Consider the following 22,215-nt stretch of genomic DNA (forward strand, 5'->3'; position numbering starts at 1 on the left):
GCCCTGTTCAAGTCGACGGTGCTCTTGTGAGCAGTGTCCATGACAACAAGCCTCCAGAGAGCGTGTGCCGTTCGTGTGCCATCTCTGAGAGTCATCGCAAGCCAACCAGGAGAATGACGATGTCCGATTCCGCCGCAGTGACGGGTCTCAAGCAGACCGCCCTTCATGACCTGCATGTCGAGCAGGGGGCCAGGATGGTCGAGTTCGCCGGCTATTCCATGCCCGTGCAGTACCCGCTTGGCGTCAAGAAGGAGCATGAACACACGCGCGCCAAGGCAGGGCTGTTCGATGTCTCGCACATGGGGCAGTTGATCCTGCGGGGCGAGAATGTGCAGGCGGCGCTGGAGGCATTGGTGCCGACGGATATCATCGACCTGCCGGTGGGCATGCAGCGCTATGGCCTGCTGACCTCCGACACCGGCGGTATCCTGGACGACCTGATGATCGTCAATGGCGGTGAACACCTCTACGTGGTGGTGAACGCTGCCTGCAAGGATCAGGACATCGCACATCTGCGGGTAGGACTGCCGATGGATATCGAGCTTGAGGTGCTGGAAGATCGGGCGCTGCTCGCACTGCAGGGGCCGATGGCTCATGCGGTGATGCAGCGTCTGTCGCCCGAGGCCTGCGAGCTGACCTTCATGCATCATGCCCATGTCACCATCGAGGGTATCGAGTGTTGGGTCAGTCGCAGTGGCTACACCGGCGAGGATGGCTTCGAGATCTCCGTGCCCGATGCCGACGCAGTGCGCTTCGCGCGGCTGTTGCTGGCGATGGAAGAGGTGGAGTTCATCGGGCTTGGCGCGCGGGATTCACTGCGTCTCGAGGCGGGGCTGTGCCTGTACGGTCACGATCTCGATACCACCACCTCACCGGTGGAAGGCAGCCTGATCTGGGCGTTGGGCAAGGTGCGTCGTCAGGGTGGCGAGCGTGAAGGCGGCTTCCCGGGGGCCGATGTCATCCTGACCCAGATCGCCAACAAGGATCACACCCGCAAGCGGGTAGGGCTGGTCGCGCACGGGCGTGCGCCTATCCGCGAAGGGGCTGAGCTCTATGATGCCCAGGACAATCGTATCGGTGTGGTGACCTCCGGCAGCTTCGGGCCGACCTATGGCAAGCCGGTGGCGATGGGCTATGTGAGCATCGCTCACAGCGCACTCGAGACCGAAGTGTTTGCCGATGTGCGTGGCAAGCGCCTGCCGATGACGGTGACGAAGATGCCGTTCGTCGAGCAGCGCTACTATCGGGGTTGAGCACGCCGTGGCCAGATGAGACACAGTCAGCGGAATTGCCAACGAGGCGTGACGATCACCCGCTGCTGGACGCACTTTGACCAGACATGAAAAAGGGACTGCCCAGGCAGTCCCTTTTTCATGTCTGGCAGACGGGCATGTGGGAGGGGGCGATGCCCCGCGCCGTGCGCGAACGCCAGACGCAGAAAAGCCCGCCGAAGCGGGCTTTTCTGTCGGAGGAGGGGTTAGCCTCTTCCAGCCAGATCATGATCAGTCAACGATCTTGATGTTGGCGGCCTGGAGGCCTTTCTTGCCCTGGGTGACGTCGAAGGAAACCTTCTGACCGTCTTGCAGAGACTTGAAGCCTTCAGCCTGGATTTCGGAGAAGTGTGCGAACAGGTCGTCACCGTTGTCGTCCGGAGAAATGAAGCCGAAACCTTTGGTGTCGTTGAACCACTTGACTGTGCCAGTTGCCATGATCGTAATTCCTTACTGATGATATTGCCGGGAGTTACCCGATAAACGTGGGTAAAACAAGGAGGATATACACCAGGTACCGAAGTGCTTCGATCACGACTGACGATATTCGACTTGCTAACCAACGAGAGCAATACTGCGCTGCTCGGGCGGCAAGGTCAAATGAAATATCAAAAACTTATCCTTTTGCCTAATGATCGTGTGCAGAATTCGCCCGCAAATCCGTGCCAATAGTGCTGAGAATTTCGCCACATCAAGGGCGGGGAGCTCGCTTGTTTTTTTATCCCGTTATCTTGGTATGAGCGATGACGCCTGTAGGAAAAAGACCATGGTGCGGCTTTGCCTGTGCAGGAGCTTGAATGGCGCAAAGCCCCGTACGACGGGCGATAGACACAAAAAAGCCGGCAGCGATGGCAGCGCTGCCGGCGGATGGCGTCGAAGCCATCAAGGCTCTCGGAGAGAGGATGTGATGCGCCCATCACATCATGAGAGATTTTCCTCAAAAGGGTCGGCAAAAATCCGTGGGATGCCGGGGCCGTGATTCGTCACCCTCGAGCGCAATTGTTTCGTGAGTCAAAAGTGGCTCGAAGGCCAAAGGCGGCGCGAGGGTGGCCAGTGGTCGGAGGCAGAAAGTGCCTCAGGCATCCAGCTGCATTTCCGGCACGTGTTCCGGGACGACCAGCTTGCCTGCGGTCAGACGCTTGATTTCCTCGACGCTCACGCCTGGCGCGCGCTCCAGCAGGTGGAAGGCACCTTCCTTGATCTCGAGGAAGGCGAGGTCTGTCAGCACGCGACGGATGCAGCCGGCGCCGGTCAGCGGCAGTTCGCACTGGCTGAGCAGCTTGGATTCGCCGTGCTTGGAGGCGTGGGTCATGGTGCAGATGATGTTCTCGGCACCGGCGACCAGGTCCATGGCGCCGCCCATGCCCTTGACCAGCTTGCCCGGAATCATCCAGCTGGCGATATTGCCGTTCACGTCCACCTCGAAGGCGCCGAGCACCGTGAGGTCGACGTGGCCGCCACGGATCATGGCGAACGATTCGGCCGAATCGAAGATGGCAGCGCCATCGATGGTCGTCACGGTTTCCTTGCCGGCATTGATCATGTCGGCGTCGACTTCGTCTTCATAGGGGTAGCGGCCCATGCCGAGCAGGCCATTTTCGGACTGCAGCATCACCTCGATACCGTCGGGGATATAGTTGGCCACCAGTGTCGGGATGCCGATCCCCAGATTGACGTAGGAGCCGTCTTGGATTTCCTGAGCCACTCGCTGGGCCATCTGTTCGCGTGTCAAAGCCATGATTGTTTCCTTGTCTTGGGTGCCATCAGCCATGAGGCACTGTGCCTTGTCGTGAAGGCGGTCGAGAAAGTTCGCCGACGGGCCTGTCGCCCTGATGACAGCGATTCATGCCGGCGGAGCCCTGGGCTCAACGCGAGCGGACGGTGCGTTTCTCGATGCGCTTCTCGAAGTTGCCCTTGATGACGCGATCCACATAGATGCCGGGCGTGTGGATGTCGGCGGGGTCCAGTTCACCCGGCTCGACCAGCTCTTCGACTTCTACCACGGTGATCTTTCCGGCGGTGGCGGCCAGCGGGTTGAAGTTGCGCGCGGTGTGGCGGTAGACGACGTTGCCATAGCGGTCTGCCTTCCAGGCCTTGACGATGGCGAAGTCGCCCTTGATGGACTCTTCCAGAATGTAATGGCGGCCATCGAACTCGCGCACTTCCTTGCCTTCGCCGATCGGTGTGCCGTAACCGGTGGCGGTGAAGAAGGCGGGGATACCGGCGCCGGCAGCACGCATCTTCTCGGCCAGCGTGCCCTGGGGAGTGAGGATCACTTCCAGGTCACCGTCGAGCAGCTGCTTCTCGAACAGTGCGTTCTCGCCGACGTAGGAGGCGATCATTGTCTTGATCTGACGGTCTTCCAGCAGGACGCCGAGCCCGAAGCCATCGACGCCGCAGTTGTTGGAAACCACGGTGAGGTTCTTGGCGCCGAGGCGCTTGATCTCAGCAATAAGGTTCTCCGGGATACCACACAGGCCGAAGCCACCGGCGATTACCGTCATGCCATCTTCGAGGCCTGCCATGGCCTCCGCGTAGCTGGTCACCACCTTGTTGAATCCTGCCATGCGAATCTCCTTGAGTATCCAAGCTGTTGTCGTCGGGATGTCTTCATCATTGCCGACAATCCTGAGTCTGTATATATTTAATAAGTTTGTTTTTTCTATCCATTGATCAGTTTTTGATAATAATTGATTCGCGACTTATCGAGCCTGCTCGCGAGGAAAAAGCCTGCCAGACCCCATGCTGGCGGGGCTGATGCGGTAGCGGGGCGGAACGGCCTGAACTGTGCGCTCAGCCAGGTGAGAGCTTCGTGGCTGTCATCTATGACCAATGGCCTAGATGCCCTGCGAGCGCCTGCTCTGCGAGCGACAGCCAACGAACTGCGCCACATCACTTCTTGTGACATCTCTTGAAACAACCCCGGGACAGGACACGACATGACTCTCAAACAGCTGAAGGCCTTCGTGGCCGTGGCGCGCACGTTGTCCTTCGCCGAGGCGGGCACGCTGGTACATCTCTCGCAGCCGGCCCTGTCGTTGGCGGTGAAGAATCTGGAGGAGTCGCTGGGGGGGCGCCTGTTTCAGCGCTCGACCCGACAGGTCAGCCTGACGCCGGAAGGGCGCGCCTTCTTCCCGCTGGCCAGGCGTCTGCTGTCGGACTGGGAACATGCCGAGGATGAGATGCGCCAGCGCTTCAGCCTCGGGCGCGGCCGCGTGGCCCTGGCCGCGATGCCGACCTTCGCCGGCAATCTGCTGCCCGGGGTGCTGGCCGATTTTCGCCGCCAATATCCGGAGATCACCATCGAAGTGAATGACGTCATCGCCGAAGAGGTGGTCGAGCGGGTCACCGATGGTCGCGTCGAGCTGGGGATCTGCTTCGACCCCGGCGTACGCCAGGACCTGGTGTTCGAGCTGCTGTTCGAAGACCGCTATGTGGCGATCATTCCCCCCGGCCACGCCTTGCTGGCAGAGGCGCCGACCTCCATCGAGTGGTCACGGCTGCTCAAGGAAGACTTCATCACGCTGCAGCGGCCCTCGGGGGTGCGTCGCATGCTCGAGAAACGTCTTGAGGATGCGGGCATGGCGCTGCATGTCGCCTTCGAGACCCACCAGCTGGTCACCTGCGGGCGCATGGTGGCGGAGGGTCTGGGTGTCAGTGCGGTACCGGCGATGAGCGCGGCGCAGATGAGCGCGCTGGGCTGTCAGTGCCTGCCGCTGACAGGCCCCGAGGTTCAGCAGCGGGTCGGCGTGATCCGTCGCGGCCGTCATGAACTGTCGGTGGCGGTACAGGCGATGCTGGAGACCCTGCGCGCGCGTTACCCAGCGGCGGATTGAGTCCGGGGCGCAGTGACACAGGGAGCGACAACAAAGAAGGCGTTAGCGCAGGAAGAGGGCAGCAAGAAGGCAAGAGGAGAGCGAGAAGAGAGAAAGCAGAATGCACAAGAAAGCCGACCTCACCGGGAGGGCGTCAGCAGCTGGCGATAGGTCAGGCTGATGCGCAGCCCGTCGAGCTTGCGCGGCGGCAGCGCATGATGGAGGCGATCCTGACAGCCACGGCCCATCACCAGCAGCGAGCCATGTGGCAGCCACAGATTGAACGCCGGCGTGTCGGCATAGGGACTGCGCGGATGGCCCTTGAAGCGCAGGGGGCGTTCTCGTCCCAATGAAATGGCGAGCACGATCGGGCGAGTGCCCAGCTCCGGCTCGTTGTCGCTGTGCCAGCCCATGCGGTCGGCGCCGTCGGCGTAGCGATTGGCCAGCAGGCTGTTGAAATGCTCCGGGATCACGGACTCGCTGCGCCCCAGATCATCGCGTTGCGGGCTGAGCTCATGGTTGATGGCATGACGTGAAAGCTCGCCCAGTTGCCAGGCGGTCATGTGCCAAGGATTGGGTTCGAACAGGCTGCCGGAGTAGCGATAGCGGGCGCCGACATCGCCCATCCACACCTGGCGGCGTGGAATCGGGTGTGTCTTGCCATGCACGCTCAGGCTGGGGCGCTGCCAGTCGAGATCGCCCTCCAGCGTGACGAGGGCCTGATCGGCCTGCAGCGGCGTCAGGGCGCGCGGCTTGAGATAGAGCGGGTGCAGAGGGTGGCGGTACCAGCCGTGCGCGAGGGCAAGCCAGTCCTCGGGCAGCTCGCGCGGGCGAGCTGCCAGGGCCGAGCCATCCGCCGCCGTCTGGTGCGCAGCTCCATCAGCCGCGGACGTGGAATCAGAGGTCGAGAGGGCGGCGAAGAGATCATCGCCAGCAGAAGGAGTCGTCATGCGGCGAGAGTGCCAGAGCCGCGTCAGGTTGGGCAAGTGGCTCTCGATTCGCGCCGACCCGGGGCTGACGCGAGCCTCACAAGCGTCAGGTCGTCAGCAATGTCTCGAAGGTCAGGATGGCCACCTCGGCAAGGCCCAGCCCCAGCAGCGCGCCGGCCAGCACATCACTGACGTAATGCAGACCGAGGATCACTCGGGAAAGCGCGATCAGCAGTGCCAGTGGCGTGACGAGAATGGCAATCTCCGGCAGCTGCTGAGCGGTCAGGCTGGCGAAGAGGGCAGCATGCAGGGTGTGACCGCTGGGAAAGCTGTAGCGATCCAGCGGTGGCATGGTGCAGTTGATGGTATTGAAGGTGATGAACGGGCGTTCCCGACATAGTCGCGTCTTGAGTGCGCGGTAGAGCAGTGCCCCGGCGCCGGCCGCCAGGCCGAATTCCAGAAACAGCCAGCCGCCCATGGCATGGTGCAGCGGCAGGCTCAGCGTCAGCAGCGCCCACGCCGGCCAGTCGCCCAGCCGCGAGACGATACGAAACAGGGTGAGTATCGGCCGGAACAGCGCCAGGCGCGCGACCTGGCGGCACAGGCGCCACTCCAGAAGGTCCAGTCGCTCAAAGACGGGAAGGCTGCGATCGTGCATCGGGCTTCTCCTCGGCGTGACGCAGGCAGGTCAGAAAGCCCTCGGCGATGCGGCTCCAGCCCAATGGTTCGACGCGCACGCGGGCGGCACGTCCCAGTCTGGCGATGCGGGCCGGCCGCTGGCAGGCCTCCACCGCCTGTTCGATGAAGCGCTCCGGCTGGCTGCAGGGCGCCAGCAGGCCCTGGTGATCGTCGCGGATCACCTCGGCGGCCGCCGCGTAATCGAAGGCGATCACGGCCAGTCCGCTGGCCATGGCTTCCAGCACCACGTTGCCGAAGGTCTCCGACAGTGACGGGAAGACGAACAGGTCGGCGCTGGCGTAATGGGCGGCCAGCGCCTCGCCGGTCTGGAAGCCGGCGAAGATCGCCTCGGGCAGGCGCTGTTCCAGGCGCTCGCGCAGCGGACCGTCTCCCACCAGCACCAGGGCAAGGTCCGGTTGCACGGCCAGCATGGCCTCATAGGTACGGATCAGCAGGTCGATGTTCTTCTCGGCGGCCAGGCGCCCGACGTGCAGCGCGACGGGTTGCTGTGAGCTGACGCCCCATGACTTGCGCAATGCTTCGCTGCGATGACGGGGCGAGAAGCGCTCGCAATCCAGGCCGCGCCCCACCACCTGCACATGCTCGAAGCCTTGCTGCATCAGGCTGTCTGCCTGGGTGCGCGTCGGTACCAGCGTCATGTTGGCCGCATTGTGGAAGCGGCGCAGGCCGCGCCGCACCAGCGGGCGTAGCGCCTTGAGCCGGTAGTGGGTGCTGTATTGATCGAAATTGGTATGAAAGCCCGCGACCACCGGCAGGCCCAGACGGCGGGCGACCATCAGTGCGCTGATGCCCAGCGGGCCTTCGGTGGCGATATAGACGACACAGGGGCGATGCTCGCGCCACATGCGCATCAGGCGCTGCGGCGCCGGCACGCCGACCTGCACGCTGTCATACCCTGGCAGGCGGAAGCCGCGTACCTGAAGCTCCTGCTGGACACGCGGCTCCAGGCTGCCATCTCGGGTGGCGGGACGAATGAGTTGGAGCTCACAGCCGTGCGCGATGAGTTGATCGCACAGATGACTCAAGGTATGAGCCACGCCATTGATCTCCGGATGCCAAGTTTCACTGACGAAGGCAATGCGCTCCATGACGTCTCCCTAGATGACTATTGTGGTCATTATCGAGAGAGGGAGTGACGGCGGCATAACAAGCAGGTGACGAAGCGATGACACACCTTCAACCCCTCACAACTCAGAGGTATGAGGGTTGTCTCATGAATCGTCAAGCAAGGACGACAGCCACCGGCGCTATCGTCAACTGGCGGGGACTGGAGGTGGCGCCATGCCGGGCTGGCGCCGCGATGCAACGCAGCTTCAGCGCTTCTCGAGAATTTCGCGCGGGTCGATCGGCTTGCCCCCGTGGCGTACGTCGAACAGCAATTCATGCTGACCGTTGTTGCCGCGTGCGACGCGACAAAGCGGCGTGCCCGGAGTGACCTGCTGGCCCACCTTGACCAGAATCTCGCCGCACTGGGCCAGCACGCTCTGCAGGTTGCCGGAATGGTGCAGGATGACCACGTTGCCCAGTTGGCGCATGGCGTCGGCGAAGCGCACTTCGCCCCGCGCCGGCGCACTGGCGATGCCGCTGGCGGCGGTACGAATCTGCATGGGCGCCAGCTGGCCATTGCCGTTGGTGCCGAATTCACGTGTCACGCTGCCGGCGGCGGGCCAGCGCCACGACTGGCCCGGCTTCTGCAGCGGGCCGGGGTCCGGGCGGGCGACCAGGCTGCCACCGCTGGCGCGCGCGGCCGGGGCGCTGCGGCTCGGGCCACCGTTGAGCGGCACCGAGATCAGCATGCCGACGTCGAGATCATTGGGGTCCTTGCCGGGGTTGGCGGCCTGAATGCGCTGCGGGCTGGCGCCGAAATAGCGTCCGATCTTGGAGTAGGTATCGCCGGGGCGCAGCTGATAGCGATACGGGCCGCCGGAGGGCGCCCGCTCGCGCGCGGTGGGCACCAGGATGCGCTGACCGACCTTGAGGTCACGAATCTTGACGCCCGGATTGAAGCGCGTGAGGCGCAGCAGGGGAATGTCGGCATCGCGAGCGATCTGCCCCAGGGTATCGCCCTTCTGGATGGTGACCCACTGGCCGGCCGGCGAGCCGGAGTAGCTGCTGGTCGCGCAGCCGCTCAGCCACAGGCTGAGGCAGATCAGCGCCAGCCAGCGCAACGTGAGGCCGGCACGCTGCAGAAGTGGACGGTTTACGTCGGGTTCGGCCTGCGCTCGTGCCGTGAAGCCCGCGGCATCCAAGCCACATTCAGTGTTCATCAATGTCATTCCCTGCACGTGACAGTCGGGCATCCTTGTCCTTCCAGACCTGATTGAGCCATTGCTGGAAGCGCTCGCGATAGGCGGCGTCCGCATGATAGTTGCCGTCGAGCATCCAGGGCTCCAGGGGCCGCTGAGTGATGACGAGCGTGATGTTGCCCCCGTGACCGCACAGGAACTGCCAGAAACTGGCATCGGCATGTCGGTAATCGAGAGTGGCATCCAGAATACCGGAAAGTCGATCGCCAAGCGTGTTGATCACCTGGGCACTGCCGCCGGCACGCGGCTTGAGCAGGTGCTGGAAAGGGCTCTGCTGCTGGTTGTGCTTGGCGGGCGTGAAGCGAGTGCCTTCCACGAAGTTGAAGATCGCCATCGGCGCCTGACGCGAGCGCTCGCACATGCGTCGTGTCGCTTCACGATCACGCTCGGCAAGCCGTGGGTTGCTGGCCAGTTTCTGCTGGCTGTAACGGCGCATGAACGGGAATTCCAATGCCCACCAGGCAAGGCCGATCACCGGTACCCAGATGAGCTCCTGCTTGAGGAAGAACTTGGGCATCGGCGTACGGCGGTGCAGGGCGTACTGGAGAACGAAGATGTCAGTCCAGCTGCGATGATTGGCGATCACCAGCCACCAGCGACGCCGGGCAGCCCCATCGCGCAGCGATTGCGGCACTTGGATGTCCCAGCGCGGGCGCAGCACGTGGCGAATCCACAGGTTGTTGGTGCCGATCCAGCCCATGGCGAGACGGTTGAGCCCCTCCAGCATGTGCAACTGCAGGCGGCGCGATGGCGTGATCAGCTTGAGTGCGGCCAGCAGATACAGCGGCAGCGCCCAGCACAGGGTATTGATGATCAGAAAGACAAGGCTGATGACACCTCTGATACTCGACATGCATGACTCCTTCATCAGGTGGCGCCATCGTAATTCACCCAGGAGTGGATGCCCACCCCGCTTGCGTGAGGGGTGGCAACCCTGCGTTGCACGAAGCGAACGCCCCCCTCAGGTCGAATGGCGGGGCGCACGCAGCTGTGGTGAGATGCATCGCCGGTCGTGTGACTGGTCGGTGCAAGGGAGAGGTCGTGGCAGGGTTCACGCTGAAGTCACGCCGGGCACCGTCAATCATCGCCGCCGCTTCGCGGCGATATCTCAGGGAGCGAGAGTGGCATGTGGTTGCAGGGACTGTTGATCGGGCTGGCGCTGGCCGCCTTCGTGTTGATTGCCATCGAGGATGTGATCCATCTCAACAAGGCCAAGACGACCTTGTTGCTGGGCACCTTCAGCTGGTTGCTGCTGTTCATCTTCGGTCCCGCGGCCCTGGCGGTGGAGGATGTCCCCGAGGCCTTGAACGAGAACCTGCTCGAGATCGCCACCTTGTGGCTGTTTCTGATGGCTGCGATGACCTTCGTGGCCTTTCTCAATGCCAAGGGGCTGATCGCCAATCTGATCTACCGCCTGCTGCCCAAACGCATCGGGGAGCGCGGGCTGCTGTATCTGACGGGGCTCTTTGCCTTCGCCTTTTCATCGCTGGCCGACAACATCACCGCGACGCTGGTATCGCTGACCCTGGTGCTGTCGCTGGGCCTGGCGCCGAAGAAGACGCTGCGCTTTGCGGTGCTGGCGGTATTCGCCGTCAACTCCGGCGGCGTGGCGCTGATCACCGGGGATGTGACCACGCTGATGATCTTCCTGGCGGGCAAGGTGCGCATCAGCGAGCTGATGCTGCTGGCGCTGCCGTCCTTCCTCAGCGTTATGCTGCTGGCGACGCTACTGCTGCCCGGGCTGGGAGGTGAGGTGAATCTGGTGCGCGAGCCGCGCGAGACCCGGCGTCTTGATCGTCTGGTCGCCTGGCTGTTTCTGGCCACTATCCTGTCGACCCTCGGGCTCAACGTGCTGTTTGGCGTGCCGCCGCTGCTGACTTTCCTGTTCGGGATGTCGCTGATGTTCCTGCTTGGACATGTCGCTGAACGGCGCAGCGACAGCGAAGAGCGCCGTATACTTGATTACATTCGTATTATCGAATTCGATACATTGCTATTCTTCCTCGGCATCCTGCTGATGGTCGGGGCGCTCAAGGAAGCTCGTCTGCTGGAAGGCCTGGCACAGCTCTATGCCTTGATGCCGGCGATGCAGGCCAATTATCTGGTCGGGCTGCTCTCGGCACTGGTGGACAACGTGCCGCTGACCGCCGCAGTGCTCAAGGCGGATGTCAGCATGAATGATGCAGAGTGGCTGGCGCTGACCTATGCCGCAGGCGTGGGTGGCTCGCTGCTGGTGATTGGCTCCGCCGCCGGGGTGATCGCGCTTTCCAAGGTGCGTGAGGTGAGTTTCATGAGTTATCTGCGCTTCTTCCCGGCATTGTTGCTGGCCTACAGCGTGGGCTATCTGGGGGCGTACTGGCTGGGCGGGCAGATCACGAACACGCCAGTGACATTGGCGCTGTCGTCTCTGGGCTGATGTTGGGTCGCTGGAGGGCGTTCACTACGGCCACAGCCGCTGCCGCAGTCGCTGCCACAGTGGCCGTCTGAGCTACTTTTGGACGCACTGCCGGATGCGCTATCGGGAGAGGAATTGGCGCTGTTCCTGGTCGGCTGATCATTTTTTGATCAATCTGTCTGCGCTCGCCTGATCTCGATGGCGATACCCAGATGTACAGAGATTATTCACAGCTTTTTCCACAGCTTCTGTTGATAACCTGTCTGCGACGTTAGGTTTAGAGCCTCAGGCACAAGGCGCAGGCATGGCGGGGGGTAAGCGGCGAGTCATGCGGCGATGACACCATGGGGTGTTGCCATGAAGAGTGATGGCAGAAGGGGCGTGGAGGGTATGGCATGAAAGGGCATGCCATCTTCTGCACAGAAGAGCCCCCTGCGCATGCGTAGGGGGCTGAATGCGACTCATCTCATTGCGCAGTGCTGCCAGCAGGCCATCACGCGCTGAGCTGGCACAGCGTATGTTCCGGCAGCAGTTGTTCTGCGGGACGCTGTTTTCCTTCTTGCTGAGTCGTCACCGGTGCCGTCGCCAGCAGGGCGATGCCACCCAGCACCACCATATGCTCGTCACCGTCCGCGAACACCATGCGCTGGGCGTGGGCCGGGTAGTAGTGATATTGCAGCTTGGGATTGATGGGCAGTACCGCATGATGACGCCCGGTCTGCGGTGCCATGCCGTAGGCCAGCATGCCCTCGCAGACCGCTTCCAGCGTTTCGCCAAGCTCTTCGGCATTGAAGCCGACATGGTGCAGGCGCGGCCCCATCACGGAGAGCCAGGCAGCCAGCGGGTTGGCCTCGAGCAGGCGCTCGAAGGTCGGCCAGTCCGGCATGTCCCACGGACGGCAGGGCGCGAGCAGGTTCTGACCCTTGCAGTCATCACGATGACTCTGCCTGATCAGGCGCTTGAGCAGGTCGCGATGCATCGGCGGCAGGCTGTTGGCCTGCAGTTCCGCCAGCATGACGGCAGCGCCACCATCCGGGGGAAGCAGCAGATCGACCAGCAGGCCGCGGTCGGCCATGGCGTACTGTTTCACGCGGCGATAGCCCTGGTGATACAGACTGGGCAACAGCTTCTCGCTTCTGAAGGGCCCCTGGTTCAGCGTCAGGAACATCAGATATTCAGGGTTGATGCTGTCTGGCCAGATATCCAGCGCCCCGATGTCGGGATGGCGGTGGACGAAGTCCAGCCATAGCTGCTGTTGGAATTCCTTGCGTTGCATGATGCCTCCTTGAACGGCCCCTATGACCTCAGTGCTGGAGCGATTATAGGTAGTCGTGCAAAGGGTCATTCAACGCCATTATCCGTTTTTTCGCGTTTCTTGATCGGAGAGTAAAAATGCCAGTGCTGGTGGCGTATTGCGTGGTTCTCATGGTGTGGTCGACGACACCGCTGGCCATCTCGTGGAGCGCTTCGGGCTGGCTGCCTGCCTGGTCGGCGATGGGCAGAATGTTAATTGCCGCATGCCTTGGTTACCCGTTGTTACGCATGATGGGGCTGAAAATGGACCTTTCACGTGGGGCATTGCGCAGCTACTCGGCAGCCGCTCTGGGTATCTGGGGTGGCATGTACTTCGCCTACCTCTCTGCGGCCTGGTTACCAAGCGGTATCATGTCGTTACTGTTTGGACTGGCACCCTTGCTATCAGGGCTTTATGCACGCTGGTGGTTGAAAAGTGCCCCACTTGACAAGTTGCAGTGGATGGGGTTTGCGTTGGCACTGAGTGGACTGGCCGTCGCGGTCTCGGATTCCCTCGCGTTACCGCCGGGCAGCTGGAAGGGGGTCCTGACCATGCTGCTGGCCGTCAACTGCTTTGCCGCCTCGGGGGTACTGGTGCAACGCGAGCGGGCAGGGCTTCATCCGCTGGTGCAGACGGAGGGTGCGCTGCTGGTCTCTCTGCCGCTCTATCTGGTGTGTGCGCTGCTCGTCGATGGCGTGCCGCAAGCCCTGCCGGAGGGACGCCCGATGGCTGCCATCCTCTATCTCGGCATCTTCGGCTCGCTGATCGGCTACCTGTGCTACTACTTCGTGCTGTCACGCCTGTCGGCCAGTACGGTGGCGCTGGCGACCTTGATCACTCCCATCTTCGCCATGAGCCTGGGCGCGGTGCTCAATGATGAGCTGATCTCCAGCCGTGTGCTCGCCGGGGCCTTGCTGATCGTGATCGGGTTGTGCGCCTATCTGTTCGGCCCGCAGTGGCGGGCGCGCCTGACATCCCGCCGCTTGCAGGGCTGAGCAGGCTTCGGGCCGCCATCCTGCCTGTCTCTCGCGCAGCGGATCTGCACGCAATGCCTTGCCGAATGCATCAACGACAAGGGCCGCCCCGGCAGGGGCGGCCCTTGTGTCCTTTCCGGCGCGACTGAGCGCTCTGGCGAGTCGTGCAGGCATCAATCCTGATTGTTCTGGAACAGACGCTTGAGCTCGATCATGGCGGCCTGCTCGCTGTTGACGAGCGCTTTCTGGTCGTGGCGGTGCTCATAGTTCTGCTTGAGCATGTTGTCATCCATTTCCCGGAAGGCGCGCGCCACTTCCGCCGCGCGAGCATTGGGGTAGCCCATCGCTACCAGCAATTCTCCGCCCATCTCCAGGCTGCTGGCATAGGTGTCACGAATCACGTGCTCCACGCCCAATTCCATCAGCTCCCAGGCATGGTGGCGGTTACGGGCACGCACGAACAGCTTCAGGTGCGGGAATTGATGGCGCACCATGCGCACGATGCCGGTCGAGGTCTCGGCATCATCGACCGCCACCAGCATGATCCTGGCCTGCTCGGCACCCGCCGCCCGCAGCAATTCGGCGCGGCTGGCATCGGCGTAGAAGATGCGCGACCCGAACTGACGCACGAACTCGACCTGGGTGATATTGGGGTCCAGCGCGGTGAAGTTGATGCCCTGGCTCTTGAGCATGCGCGCGCTGATCTGGCCGAAACGACCGAAGCCGGCGATCAACACCTGGGGCGTCTCCTCACCGAAGTCCTCATCATAGGGGCGCTTGGCTTCGCTGGTGGCGCCGAGGTGGCGGGCATAGCGATAGAGGAAGGGCGTGGCAGCCATCGACAAGGTCACCGCACTGATCACCAGGCTGGTGAGGGTCTGATCGAAGATGCCGGCGGCCATGCCGGCGGTCAGCAGCACGAAGTCGAACTCACCACCCTGTGACAGGACCGCGGCCAGCGGCAGGGCCTCGGCCATCTTGAGGCGTGCAACGCGTCCGACCAGCGTGATGACGATGACCTTGCCGAACATCAGTGCCAGCGTCAGCGCCAGGACGGTCAGCGGCCGCTCCATCACCAGCGAGACGTCAACCGACATGCCTACGGCCATGAAGAACAGCCCCAGCAGCAGCCCCTTGAAGGGCTCGATGTTGGCTTCCAGCTCGTGGCGGTAGACGGTATCGGCGAGCAGCACCCCGGCCAGGAAGGCACCCAGGGCCATGGACAGCCCCACCCACTCCATCAGCAGCGCCGTGCTGATCACCACGAACAAGGCCGCGGCGGTGAAGATCTCGTGGATCTCGCTGCGCGCGACCATCTTGAGCAGGCGCGGCACGACAAAGCGCCCGACGATGATGACCGCCGCGATCATGCCAATGCCCTCGGCGATGCCGATCCAGTTGGTGCCGGTGGAGGCATCGAAGTTGTCAGCGAACAGCGGCATCAGGGCCAGCAGCGGAATCACCGCCAGGTCCTGGAACAGCAGGATGGCGAAGGTCGACTGGCCGTGCGGCGTCGCCAGCTGCTGATTCTCGCTCAATACCTGCAGCGCGAAGGCGGTCGAGGACAGCGCCAGAATCAGGCCCAGCAACACGGCTGCGGGCAATTCCAGCCCCAGCCACAGGCCGACGGGGGTGAGCAAGGCACCGCACAACAGCATCTGGGCGCTGCCCAGGCCCGCAAGCTTGAGGCGCATGTCCCACAGGCGCTTGGGCTCCAGTTCCAGACCGATCATGAACAGCAGCATGACGACCCCGAATTCGGCGAAGTGCAACACTTCGCCAGGCTCCGAGATGAAGCCGATCAACGACGGACCCAGCAGCACCCCGATGGCCAGATAGCCCAGGATGGAACCGAGGCCCAGACGCTGGAAGAGTGGCACGGCAACCACCGCGCATCCCAGCAGCACGGCGCCTTCCATCAACATGTTCATGTGCGTGTCCTTGTGCATACACGGGCGGAGGAGGCAGCGATTGTCGCTGGCCCCTCCTTTTGTCGCAAGCGTCAAGACGCGCTGGATGCGACCTTGTGCGCAGCGTGTTGCTGTGAGCGGGGCATGAGTGGAGGGGATGTGACGCAGGCACAAAAAAGCCCCCGCCAATGGCGAGGGCTTCAGCAGTGAAACGACTGATGGCGGCGATCAGGCCTGCGGCATAAGAGCTTCGTCCTGCACGTACTGGTTGAACTCGGTGAAGCCACCGATGTGGGTCTGATCGACGAAGATCTGCGGCACGGTCTCGACCGGCTTGCCGATGGTCTTTTCCATGTCGGCCTTGCTGATGCCTTCTGCATGGATGTCGATGTAGCGGAAGTCGAAATCATCGCGCTTGGCGGTGAGCTCTTCCGCGAGGTCCTTGGCGCGGACACAGAAAGGGCAACCCGGACGACCGAAAATGACTGCAAGCATGAGATTCTCCTAAGGTTCGTGATTCTCGTTCAGCCCGTACTAAAGGGGCCGAGAAAATGGCGCCGGCACTGCCGGTGAGTAATCGATGACCGCCATTGTGCTTGAGCCTGCCCGGGTTTGCCAATTGAGCCGTACTACCAAAGTCATTGTGGCAATCAATCACTGCCGTGCCGGGGACTAGCCCATCAACAGCAGATTGGCGCCAAAGCCACCGACGATCAACAGCGTGAACAGGATCAGCGCGAGCAGGAAAGGCTTCATGCCCAGTGAGCGCAGACGATCGATGCGAGTCTCGACGCCCAGGCCCGCCATGGCCATGGTCAGTGCCACGCTGCCGAGGGTAGAGAGGCTTGAGTGCACTGCCGCCGGAATCTCGCCGGTGCTGTTGATGCCGGCCATGGCGATGAAGCCCAGCGCGAACCACGGAATCGTCATGCCGCCGCCGGTCTCGCGGTCATCACCTTCGGTACGGGCACGCATGGCCCACAGCTTCGGCAACAGCAGCAGGAAGGGGACCAGCATCATCACGCGCATCAACTTGACGATCAGCGCATTGGCCAGGGCGTCCGGGCCGACCGCTTCACCGGCGGCCACGACCTGAGCGACCTCGTGGATGGTGGAGCCGATATAGATGCCGAACAGGCCTTCATGCATGCCGCTCAGTGGGTAGAGCAGCGGGTAGACCAGCATCGCCAGCGAACCGAACAGCACCACCGTGGCGACGGCCATGGCGGTGGCCGCCGGGCGAGCCTTGATCATCGATTCGGTCGCCAGTACCGCCGCGGCGCCACAGATGGCGGAACCGGCGCTGGTCAGCAGTGCGGTGTCGCGGTCCAGCCCCAGCCAGCGCGTACCGATGAAGTAGCCGCTGCTCAGCACTGCGGTGATCACCAGCACATCGAGGAAGACGACGCTCCAGCCCAGGCCGAGAATCTGCTGCAGGGTGATGGAGAGGCCGAACAGGATGATGCCGAGACGCAGCAGCTTCTTGGTCGCGATATGCAACCCCGGGGAAAGCGCCGCGGCGTGCCGGCTGGTGATCGGCAGGTTGCCGACCACGATACCGCACAGCAGGGCGAAGACCAGCGGGCTGATGCCGGTGGAGGCCAGCGCCGGAATGGAATGCAGTGCCAGCCCCACCAGGGTCAGGCCGCCACACAGGGCGAGGCCCGGCAACATGCGGCGCAAGCGCTCGGCAGTGGCGGGGGGAGTCAGGGTCTGTGCGTCCATGAGCATTCTCCTTGAGGAAAGTGGCCTATCCCGTGCGGAACATGGCCTGTCTTGTTATGGGGCGTGCGCTGGCGTGGGGGGCACGGCTGTCATCGCCAAGGGCGCTTGAGCTTGCGTTGCTGAGGAAAGTGGCCTATCCCGTGCGGAACATGGCCTGTCTTGTTATGGGGCGTGCGCTGGCGTGGGGGGCACGGCTGTCATCGCCAAGGGCGCTTGAGCTTGCGTTGCTTGCTTAGTGCCTCCGGTTTGATGATTAGTCTATTCGGGAATATTATTCGGCAGTTAGTCGATTATTCTTTTATTACATACCGGAAAAACCGATATGCAGATCCACATCACGCTGCGTCAGTTGCAAGTGTTCGTGGCGGTGACACGCCACGGCTCCGTCAGCGCCGCGGCGCGCGAGATCGGCCTGTCGCAATCGGCGGCGAGTCAGGGGTTATCCGAACTGGAGCGTCATCTCGAGGTGCAGTTGTTCGAGCGCCTCGGTCGCCGCCTGGCCCTGAACGCCAATGGTCGCCGCCTGTTGGCGCGCGCCGAGCAACTGCTGGAGCAGACCCACGCGCTGGAACTTGAGGCCCGTGAGCCCGGCGTGGTGGATGGCAACCTGCGTGGCGAACTGGAAATCGCCGCCAGCGCCACCATCGGCACCTGGTTGCTGCCGGGGCTGGCAGGGGCCTTCATGCGCGAACATCCGGGCACCGAGCTCAATCTGCGCCTGCGCAATACCCACCAGGTGGTGGAGGCGGTGCTCAACTATGACGCCGAGCTCGGCTTGATCGAGGGCGACTGCCACGCGCCGCGCCTGATGAGCCAGACCTGGCGCGAGGATGAGCTGGTGGTGGTGGCGCCGCCGAGCCATCCGTTGGCCATGCGCGGTACGGCGCTCAGCGATGAGGATCTCGCCACGGCCGACTGGATTCTGCGCGAGGGTGGCTCGGGCACGCGGGCGGTCTTCGAGCGTGCGCTGCATGGGCGGATCGAACGTCTCAAGGTGCGAATGGAGTTGGGCCAGCACGAGGCCATCAAGCAGGCCGTGTTCGCCGGATTGGGGCTGGGGTGTCTGTCGCGGCTGTCGGTGGCGGCCGAGATCGCGCGTGGCGAGCTGGTGGTGCTGGCCACGCCCCAGCTCAACCTGAAGCGGCGCTTCTCGATGCTGTGGCACCCGGAACGTTACCGCAGCCCGCTGTGGCAGGCGGTCAAGGTCTATCTGGAAGCCAGTCCGCGCTGAGCCGTCGAGGGCGGAGCCGCCGCGCGCTTGATAGTTTGCTAACATAGGCGCTCCCCGCGATCCGGCTGCCGCCGAGCCACGCCGCTGAGCCTGAGCCACGGGGAGCGTAACGGTCTGTCTAGCGTCCATGGAGATGATGATGAGCACAACGGTCGAGCTTTATTACCACGAGAGCGATGCTCGTGATGGCGCCGAGGAACAGACAACGAGCCAGCAGGACGCGACGCCGCTGGTCATTCTTCACGGCCTGTTCGGCAGTGCCGACAACTGGCGTTCGCATATCAAGTCGTGGTCGCGGACGCGCCGTGTGATCGCGGTGGATCTGCGTAACCACGGCCGCAGCCCGCACGTGGCCGGCATGAGCTACCCCGAGCAGGCCGCGGATGTCATCGCGCTGCTCGACCGCCTTGCCATCAAGCGCTGTGACCTGCTGGGCCACTCGATGGGCGGCAAGGTCGCCATGCAGGTCGCGCTCGAGGCGCCCGAGCGTCTGCGCAGCCTGCTGGTCGCCGATATCGCGCCGGTCGCCTATGGCCACGGGCATGACGATATCTTTGCTGCCTTCGAGGCGGTGCGTGACGCGCGCCCGGCCTCACGCAAGGAGGCCGACACGGTGATGGCGCAGCATGTCGATACCCCGGCCATCCGCCAGTTCCTCGCCACCAATCTGGTGCGTCTCGACGATGGCGCCATGGGCTGGCGCGTCGGGCTGGACCATATCGCCGCGGGCTACCCGCAGATCGTCGAGGCGCCGCACGGTCAGGGGCCGGTCGAGCTGCCGGCGCTGCTGCTGTGGGGGTCGCGCTCCAACTACGTGCAGGCCGAGGGCCTGGCGACGATGCGCGAACACTTCCCTGCGCTGGAAGATGACTCCCTGGAGGCCGGCCATTGGCTGCATGCCGAGCGTGCCAGCGAGTTCCAGCAGGCGGTGGTGGCGTTTCTTGATCGCGTCGCACGCGCTTGAGTACGCCGAGCAGTCACTCCGAAAATCGTCAGCCGGCCGCGAGTGATCGGGTCATCCCGCCGGTGACCACCCACGAGCGCCTGGTGGTGGCGCTGGTCACCCTGCTGCAGTTCGCCGTCATCATGGGCTTCACCATGGTGATGGCGCTGGGCCCTGACTTTGCTACCTCGCTGGGCATTCCGCTGGATCACCTAGGCTATATCGTCGGCAGTTATCCGCTGGCCGCCGCGGTGGGTACCCTGCTGTGGACACGGCACGCCGATCGCTTCGATCGCCGCTGGGCAGTGCTGGGTTTCCTGTTCGGTGCGGCGCTCTGTCATCTGATCGCCAGCTTCGCCACCGACTTCGAGACCCTGCTGGCGGCGCGCATGCTGGGTGGGTTGTTCGGCGGGCCAGCGGCGGCGACGGCGCTGGCCATCGTGATCGACGTGGTGCCGGGAGTCCGCCGGGGGCGTGCCATGGGGCTGGTGATGGGTGCCTTCTCGGTGGCCTCGGTGCTGGGGCTGCCGTTTGCGCTGTGGTTGTCGCAGGGCTTCGGCTGGCAGGCGCCATTTCGCGCAGTGGCGCTGTTGGCGTTGCTGGTGTGCGGGCTGCTGGCCTGGATACTGCCGCCGATCCGCGGTCATCTCGATAACCCCGAGACCCGCCTGCGCAGCCGCAAGGGCACCACGATCCTGAACATCCTGGCCCAGCCCGACCATCGCCTGGGGCTGGCGCTGATCGCCACGGCGATGTTCAGCAACTTCCTGGTGATTCCCAACCTGGCAAGCTATCTGCTGTTCAATCTGGGCCTGCCGCGGGAGGATCTCGGCGGGCTCTACATGATCGGCGGCGGGCTGTCGCTGGTCGGCATGCAGCTGACGGGGCGGCTGTGTGATCGCTATGGCTGTGTCTGGCCGGGCACCATCACCTGCCTGATGACGGCGCTGGTCGGCTGGGCCTTCCTGCTGCATTCGCCGGGGCCGTCGCTGATCTGGATCGGCTTTGGCGCCTACATGCTGTTCTCGTCGGCGCGGCGTGTGACCCAGAATACGCTCAACAGCTTCATTCCCGCCGATCACGAGCGGGCAGCCTTCACCAGCACCCAGAGTGCCGTGCAGCATCTGAGTTCTGCCGCCGGCAGCTATGTGGGCGCCGGACTGCTGGTCAGCACCCCGAGTGGCGCGCTGGAAGGCATGCCGCTGCTGGTCGCGGTGCTGATGATCGCGCTGGTGATCCAGCCGCTGCAGATCCTGTGGCTGTCGCGTCGCCTGGCCCGCCGCTAGCGCTTGTGGAATCGGTACAAGATGGCGAGAGTGAGCCGGACCTAAACCCAAAACGCCCTGTCGGAGATTCCGGCAGGGCGTTTTGCATGGGGCGCGCTCAAGCGCTCAACGTCTCAGGGCGCGTTGACGTCGACGGCCAGGTGGCTCAGCGACTGGCGCTTCTTGATCATGCCGCGCTCGAACAGGAAGTCCTCGAAGTCACGGTAGCGGCCGGCATCCAGCGCGGCAGGACGCAGCGCGAAGCGCGGCAGGGTGGCGTACCAGGCTTCCTTGTTGAGCTCGGTATCCAGTGCCGGATCGGAGTCACGGAACATCTCCCAGCCTTGGTCCGGGTGGTTGATGATCCAGGCGGTGGCTTCGCCGACGGCGGCGAGGAAGCCGGCGTACTGCGCCTGCTTGCGCTCGTAGCTGTCGCTGTTGGCGACGAAGATCAGCTCGTCATAGGTCGGCACGCCTTCTTCCTCGATGTAGAAGGCGCGGCCCTTGACGCCTTCCTGAGCCATCTGGGCCAGCTCGAAGTTGCGGAAGGCGCCGGTGACGGCATCGACCTTGCGCGTCAGCAGTGACGGCGTCAGCGAGAAGTTGACGTTGGTCAGCGTGATGTCATCCAGCGTCAGGCCGCTGTGCTGCAGCATGGTGGAGAGCAGCACTTCCTCGACACCGCCGACCGAGTAGCCGACCCGCTTGCCCTTGAGGTCGGCGATCGACTGGATGTCGCTGTCGGCGCGCACCACCACCACATTCAGCGGCGTGGCGACCAGGGTGCCGATACGCACCAGCGGCAGGCCCTGATCGATCTGCAGGTGCAGTTGCGGCTGATAGCTGATGGCGATATCGACACGCTCGGCGGCAGCCAGCTTGGGCGGCACGCTCGGGTCGGCGGGGGCGATCAATTCGACATCAAGGTCGTGCTTCTTGAACAGCCCCAGCTCCTGTGCCAGCACCAGCGGGGCGTGACCGGGGTTGGTGTACCAGTCGAGCATGACCTTGAACTGCGTCAGCGGCTGCTCGGCGGTGGCAGCGTCCTTGGCAACGTCCTTCGAGTCAGCATCAGCGCTCTGTTCGTCGCCGGCTGGCGTGGCTTCCGCGGTCGGTTCAGCACCGTTCTTCGCCTGCTCGGCGGCGCCGGCAGTCGCTTCCACGGCTTCCTGACTCGCCACCGGCGCGGAGGCGGTTGAGTCGCCGTTCACTCCGACCTCGGCTTGCTGAGCGACGATTTCCGGCGCTGACTGGGTGCTGGTCGCGGCGGGTTCTGCCTCGGCGGCGTGGGCCGACATGGCAGTGGCTGGCAGGCTGCTCAGGCACAGCGTGGTCAGCAGGGTGGCGAAGGCGGTGGACAGCAGCGAGGCACGCGGTGAACGTGTCGGCTGTGCTTTGCGCCGTGGCGCCGATGACGAATGAGACATGGCGGAGTTCCTTGTGATCACAGGGTAGTGG

Annotated in this window: 20 protein-coding genes; 7 read left to right on the forward strand and 13 right to left on the reverse strand. The window is 63.5% G+C overall.

Annotated elements, in window-relative coordinates; genetic code table 11:
- The first annotated feature begins 119 nt into the window (after positions 1 to 119).
- Positions 120 to 1,253: a glycine cleavage system aminomethyltransferase GcvT gene (gene gcvT / locus FLM52_06320; GenBank protein ID NVN55410.1), complete on the forward strand. Its 1,134-nt coding sequence runs from the start codon at positions 120 to 122 to the stop codon at positions 1,251 to 1,253.
- A 249-nt stretch (positions 1,254 to 1,502) separates the two neighbouring features.
- Here the strand turns inward: gcvT and FLM52_06325 are convergent, their stop codons facing one another.
- The 3 genes from FLM52_06325 to FLM52_06335 form a co-directional block, all read right to left on the reverse strand.
- Positions 1,503 to 1,709, reverse strand: coding sequence for a cold-shock protein (locus tag FLM52_06325; GenBank protein ID NVN55411.1), 207 nt, complete (start codon positions 1,707 to 1,709; stop codon positions 1,503 to 1,505).
- Between the two features lie 637 nt (positions 1,710 to 2,346).
- Entirely contained in the window at positions 2,347 to 3,009 is a 663-nt protein-coding gene (locus FLM52_06330; GenBank protein NVN55412.1) for a CoA transferase subunit B, read from the reverse strand.
- 127 nt (positions 3,010 to 3,136) lie between these two features.
- Positions 3,137 to 3,838 (reverse strand): CoA transferase subunit A, encoded by a 702-nt coding sequence (locus FLM52_06335; GenBank protein NVN55413.1) that lies wholly within the window; start codon positions 3,836 to 3,838, stop codon positions 3,137 to 3,139.
- A 372-nt stretch (positions 3,839 to 4,210) separates the two neighbouring features.
- Between FLM52_06335 and FLM52_06340 the strand changes: the two genes are divergently transcribed.
- Positions 4,211 to 5,107, forward strand: coding sequence for a LysR family transcriptional regulator (locus FLM52_06340; GenBank protein ID NVN55414.1), 897 nt, complete (start codon positions 4,211 to 4,213; stop codon positions 5,105 to 5,107).
- 119 nt (positions 5,108 to 5,226) lie between these two features.
- Here the strand turns inward: FLM52_06340 and FLM52_06345 are convergent, their stop codons facing one another.
- The 5 genes from FLM52_06345 to FLM52_06365 all read right to left on the reverse strand — a co-directional run bounded on the left by FLM52_06345 (position 5,227) and on the right by FLM52_06365 (position 9,873).
- Positions 5,227 to 6,036: an alpha-ketoglutarate-dependent dioxygenase AlkB gene (locus tag FLM52_06345; protein ID NVN55415.1), complete on the reverse strand. Its 810-nt coding sequence runs from the start codon at positions 6,034 to 6,036 to the stop codon at positions 5,227 to 5,229.
- A gap of 85 nt (positions 6,037 to 6,121) precedes the next feature.
- A complete protein-coding gene (locus FLM52_06350; protein ID NVN55416.1) occupies positions 6,122 to 6,673 on the reverse strand; it encodes a phosphatase PAP2 family protein in 552 nt (183 codons plus the stop codon).
- The gene (locus tag FLM52_06355; protein NVN55417.1) at positions 6,645 to 7,802 is read right to left on the reverse strand and encodes a glycosyltransferase family 1 protein; all 1,158 of its coding nucleotides are present in this window, start codon (positions 7,800 to 7,802) and stop codon (positions 6,645 to 6,647) included. Before FLM52_06355 ends, FLM52_06350 begins: the two co-directional genes overlap by 29 nt.
- 225 nt (positions 7,803 to 8,027) lie before the next feature.
- The gene (locus FLM52_06360; protein NVN55418.1) at positions 8,028 to 8,981 is read right to left on the reverse strand and encodes a LysM peptidoglycan-binding domain-containing protein; all 954 of its coding nucleotides are present in this window, start codon (positions 8,979 to 8,981) and stop codon (positions 8,028 to 8,030) included.
- Positions 8,971 to 9,873 carry an acyltransferase gene (locus FLM52_06365; protein ID NVN55419.1) on the reverse strand — a complete coding sequence of 301 codons (903 nt, stop codon included), beginning with the start codon at positions 9,871 to 9,873 and terminating at the stop codon, positions 8,971 to 8,973. Before FLM52_06365 ends, FLM52_06360 begins: the two co-directional genes overlap by 11 nt.
- 273 nt (positions 9,874 to 10,146) lie before the next feature.
- Here FLM52_06365 and FLM52_06370 point away from each other — a divergent pair, with 273 nt between their 5' ends.
- A complete protein-coding gene (locus tag FLM52_06370; GenBank protein ID NVN55420.1) occupies positions 10,147 to 11,436 on the forward strand; it encodes a sodium:proton antiporter in 1,290 nt (429 codons plus the stop codon).
- A 472-nt stretch (positions 11,437 to 11,908) separates the two neighbouring features.
- Here FLM52_06370 and FLM52_06375 read toward each other — a convergent pair whose 3' ends face one another.
- Complete coding sequence (locus FLM52_06375) at positions 11,909 to 12,691, reverse strand: DUF1338 domain-containing protein (protein NVN55421.1); 783 nt, start codon at positions 12,689 to 12,691, stop codon at positions 11,909 to 11,911.
- 116 nt (positions 12,692 to 12,807) lie between these two features.
- On the opposite strand from FLM52_06375, the gene FLM52_06380 reads away from it, so the two are divergent.
- Positions 12,808 to 13,704, forward strand: coding sequence for a DMT family transporter (locus tag FLM52_06380; protein NVN55422.1), 897 nt, complete (start codon positions 12,808 to 12,810; stop codon positions 13,702 to 13,704).
- 152 nt (positions 13,705 to 13,856) lie between these two features.
- Here FLM52_06380 and FLM52_06385 read toward each other — a convergent pair whose 3' ends face one another.
- The 3 genes from FLM52_06385 to FLM52_06395 all read right to left on the reverse strand — a co-directional run bounded on the left by FLM52_06385 (position 13,857) and on the right by FLM52_06395 (position 17,267).
- Positions 13,857 to 15,614: a potassium transporter gene (locus FLM52_06385; GenBank protein ID NVN55423.1), complete on the reverse strand. Its 1,758-nt coding sequence runs from the start codon at positions 15,612 to 15,614 to the stop codon at positions 13,857 to 13,859.
- A 207-nt stretch (positions 15,615 to 15,821) separates the two neighbouring features.
- The gene (locus FLM52_06390) at positions 15,822 to 16,088 is read right to left on the reverse strand and encodes a GrxA family glutaredoxin (GenBank protein ID NVN55424.1); all 267 of its coding nucleotides are present in this window, start codon (positions 16,086 to 16,088) and stop codon (positions 15,822 to 15,824) included.
- Positions 16,089 to 16,265: 177 nt separating this feature from the next.
- A complete protein-coding gene (locus tag FLM52_06395) occupies positions 16,266 to 17,267 on the reverse strand; it encodes a YeiH family putative sulfate export transporter (GenBank protein ID NVN55425.1) in 1,002 nt (333 codons plus the stop codon).
- A gap of 373 nt (positions 17,268 to 17,640) precedes the next feature.
- Here FLM52_06395 and FLM52_06400 point away from each other — a divergent pair, with 373 nt between their 5' ends.
- The 3 genes from FLM52_06400 (at position 17,641) to FLM52_06410 (ending at position 20,778) form a co-directional block, all read left to right on the forward strand.
- Positions 17,641 to 18,549, forward strand: a complete 909-nt coding sequence (locus FLM52_06400) for a LysR family transcriptional regulator (GenBank protein ID NVN55426.1) — start codon at positions 17,641 to 17,643, stop codon at positions 18,547 to 18,549.
- Between the two features lie 133 nt (positions 18,550 to 18,682).
- The gene (locus tag FLM52_06405) at positions 18,683 to 19,513 is read left to right on the forward strand and encodes an alpha/beta fold hydrolase (GenBank protein NVN55427.1); all 831 of its coding nucleotides are present in this window, start codon (positions 18,683 to 18,685) and stop codon (positions 19,511 to 19,513) included.
- Positions 19,510 to 20,778 carry an MFS transporter gene (locus FLM52_06410; protein NVN55428.1) on the forward strand — a complete coding sequence of 423 codons (1,269 nt, stop codon included), beginning with the start codon at positions 19,510 to 19,512 and terminating at the stop codon, positions 20,776 to 20,778. Before FLM52_06405 ends, FLM52_06410 begins: the two co-directional genes overlap by 4 nt.
- 113 nt (positions 20,779 to 20,891) lie before the next feature.
- Here FLM52_06410 and FLM52_06415 read toward each other — a convergent pair whose 3' ends face one another.
- Positions 20,892 to 21,761 carry an ABC transporter ATP-binding protein gene (locus FLM52_06415; protein NVN55429.1) on the reverse strand — a complete coding sequence of 290 codons (870 nt, stop codon included), beginning with the start codon at positions 21,759 to 21,761 and terminating at the stop codon, positions 20,892 to 20,894.
- Positions 21,762 to 22,215: the final 454 nt, after the last annotated feature.

The organism is bacterium Scap17, assembly GCA_013376735.1.
Classification (GTDB): Bacteria; Pseudomonadota; Gammaproteobacteria; order Pseudomonadales; family Halomonadaceae; genus Cobetia.

Bases quoted from the DNA above. Each gene is read 5' to 3' on its own strand.
- FLM52_06355 (NVN55417.1), bottom strand. From the start codon at position 7,802: ATGGAGCGCATTGCCTTCGTCAGTGAAACTTGGCATCCGGAGATCAAT.
- FLM52_06395 (NVN55425.1), bottom strand. From the start codon at position 17,267: ATGTTGCCGGGCCTCGCCCTGTGTGGCGGCCTGACCCTGGTGGGGCTG.
- FLM52_06375 (NVN55421.1), bottom strand. From the start codon at position 12,691: ATGCAACGCAAGGAATTCCAACAGCAGCTATGGCTGGACTTCGTCCAC.
- FLM52_06370 (NVN55420.1), top strand. From the start codon at position 10,147: ATGTGGTTGCAGGGACTGTTGATCGGGCTGGCGCTGGCCGCCTTCGTG.
- FLM52_06345 (NVN55415.1), bottom strand. From the start codon at position 6,036: ATGACGACTCCTTCTGCTGGCGATGATCTCTTCGCCGCCCTCTCGACC.
- FLM52_06415 (NVN55429.1), bottom strand. From the start codon at position 21,761: ATGCTCGACTGGTACACCAACCCCGGTCACGCCCCGCTGGTGCTGGCA.
- FLM52_06330 (NVN55412.1), bottom strand. From the start codon at position 3,009: ATGGCTTTGACACGCGAACAGATGGCCCAGCGAGTGGCTCAGGAAATC.
- FLM52_06360 (NVN55418.1), bottom strand. From the start codon at position 8,981: ATGAACACTGAATGTGGCTTGGATGCCGCGGGCTTCACGGCACGAGCG.
- FLM52_06365 (NVN55419.1), bottom strand. From the start codon at position 9,873: ATGTCGAGTATCAGAGGTGTCATCAGCCTTGTCTTTCTGATCATCAAT.
- FLM52_06405 (NVN55427.1), top strand. From the start codon at position 18,683: ATGATGATGAGCACAACGGTCGAGCTTTATTACCACGAGAGCGATGCT.
- FLM52_06390 (NVN55424.1), bottom strand. From the start codon at position 16,088: ATGCTTGCAGTCATTTTCGGTCGTCCGGGTTGCCCTTTCTGTGTCCGC.
- gcvT (NVN55410.1), top strand. From the start codon at position 120: ATGTCCGATTCCGCCGCAGTGACGGGTCTCAAGCAGACCGCCCTTCAT.
- FLM52_06325 (NVN55411.1), bottom strand. From the start codon at position 1,709: ATGGCAACTGGCACAGTCAAGTGGTTCAACGACACCAAAGGTTTCGGC.
- FLM52_06385 (NVN55423.1), bottom strand. From the start codon at position 15,614: ATGAACATGTTGATGGAAGGCGCCGTGCTGCTGGGATGCGCGGTGGTT.
- FLM52_06335 (NVN55413.1), bottom strand. From the start codon at position 3,838: ATGGCAGGATTCAACAAGGTGGTGACCAGCTACGCGGAGGCCATGGCA.
- FLM52_06350 (NVN55416.1), bottom strand. From the start codon at position 6,673: ATGCACGATCGCAGCCTTCCCGTCTTTGAGCGACTGGACCTTCTGGAG.
- FLM52_06400 (NVN55426.1), top strand. From the start codon at position 17,641: ATGCAGATCCACATCACGCTGCGTCAGTTGCAAGTGTTCGTGGCGGTG.
- FLM52_06340 (NVN55414.1), top strand. From the start codon at position 4,211: ATGACTCTCAAACAGCTGAAGGCCTTCGTGGCCGTGGCGCGCACGTTG.
- FLM52_06380 (NVN55422.1), top strand. From the start codon at position 12,808: ATGCCAGTGCTGGTGGCGTATTGCGTGGTTCTCATGGTGTGGTCGACG.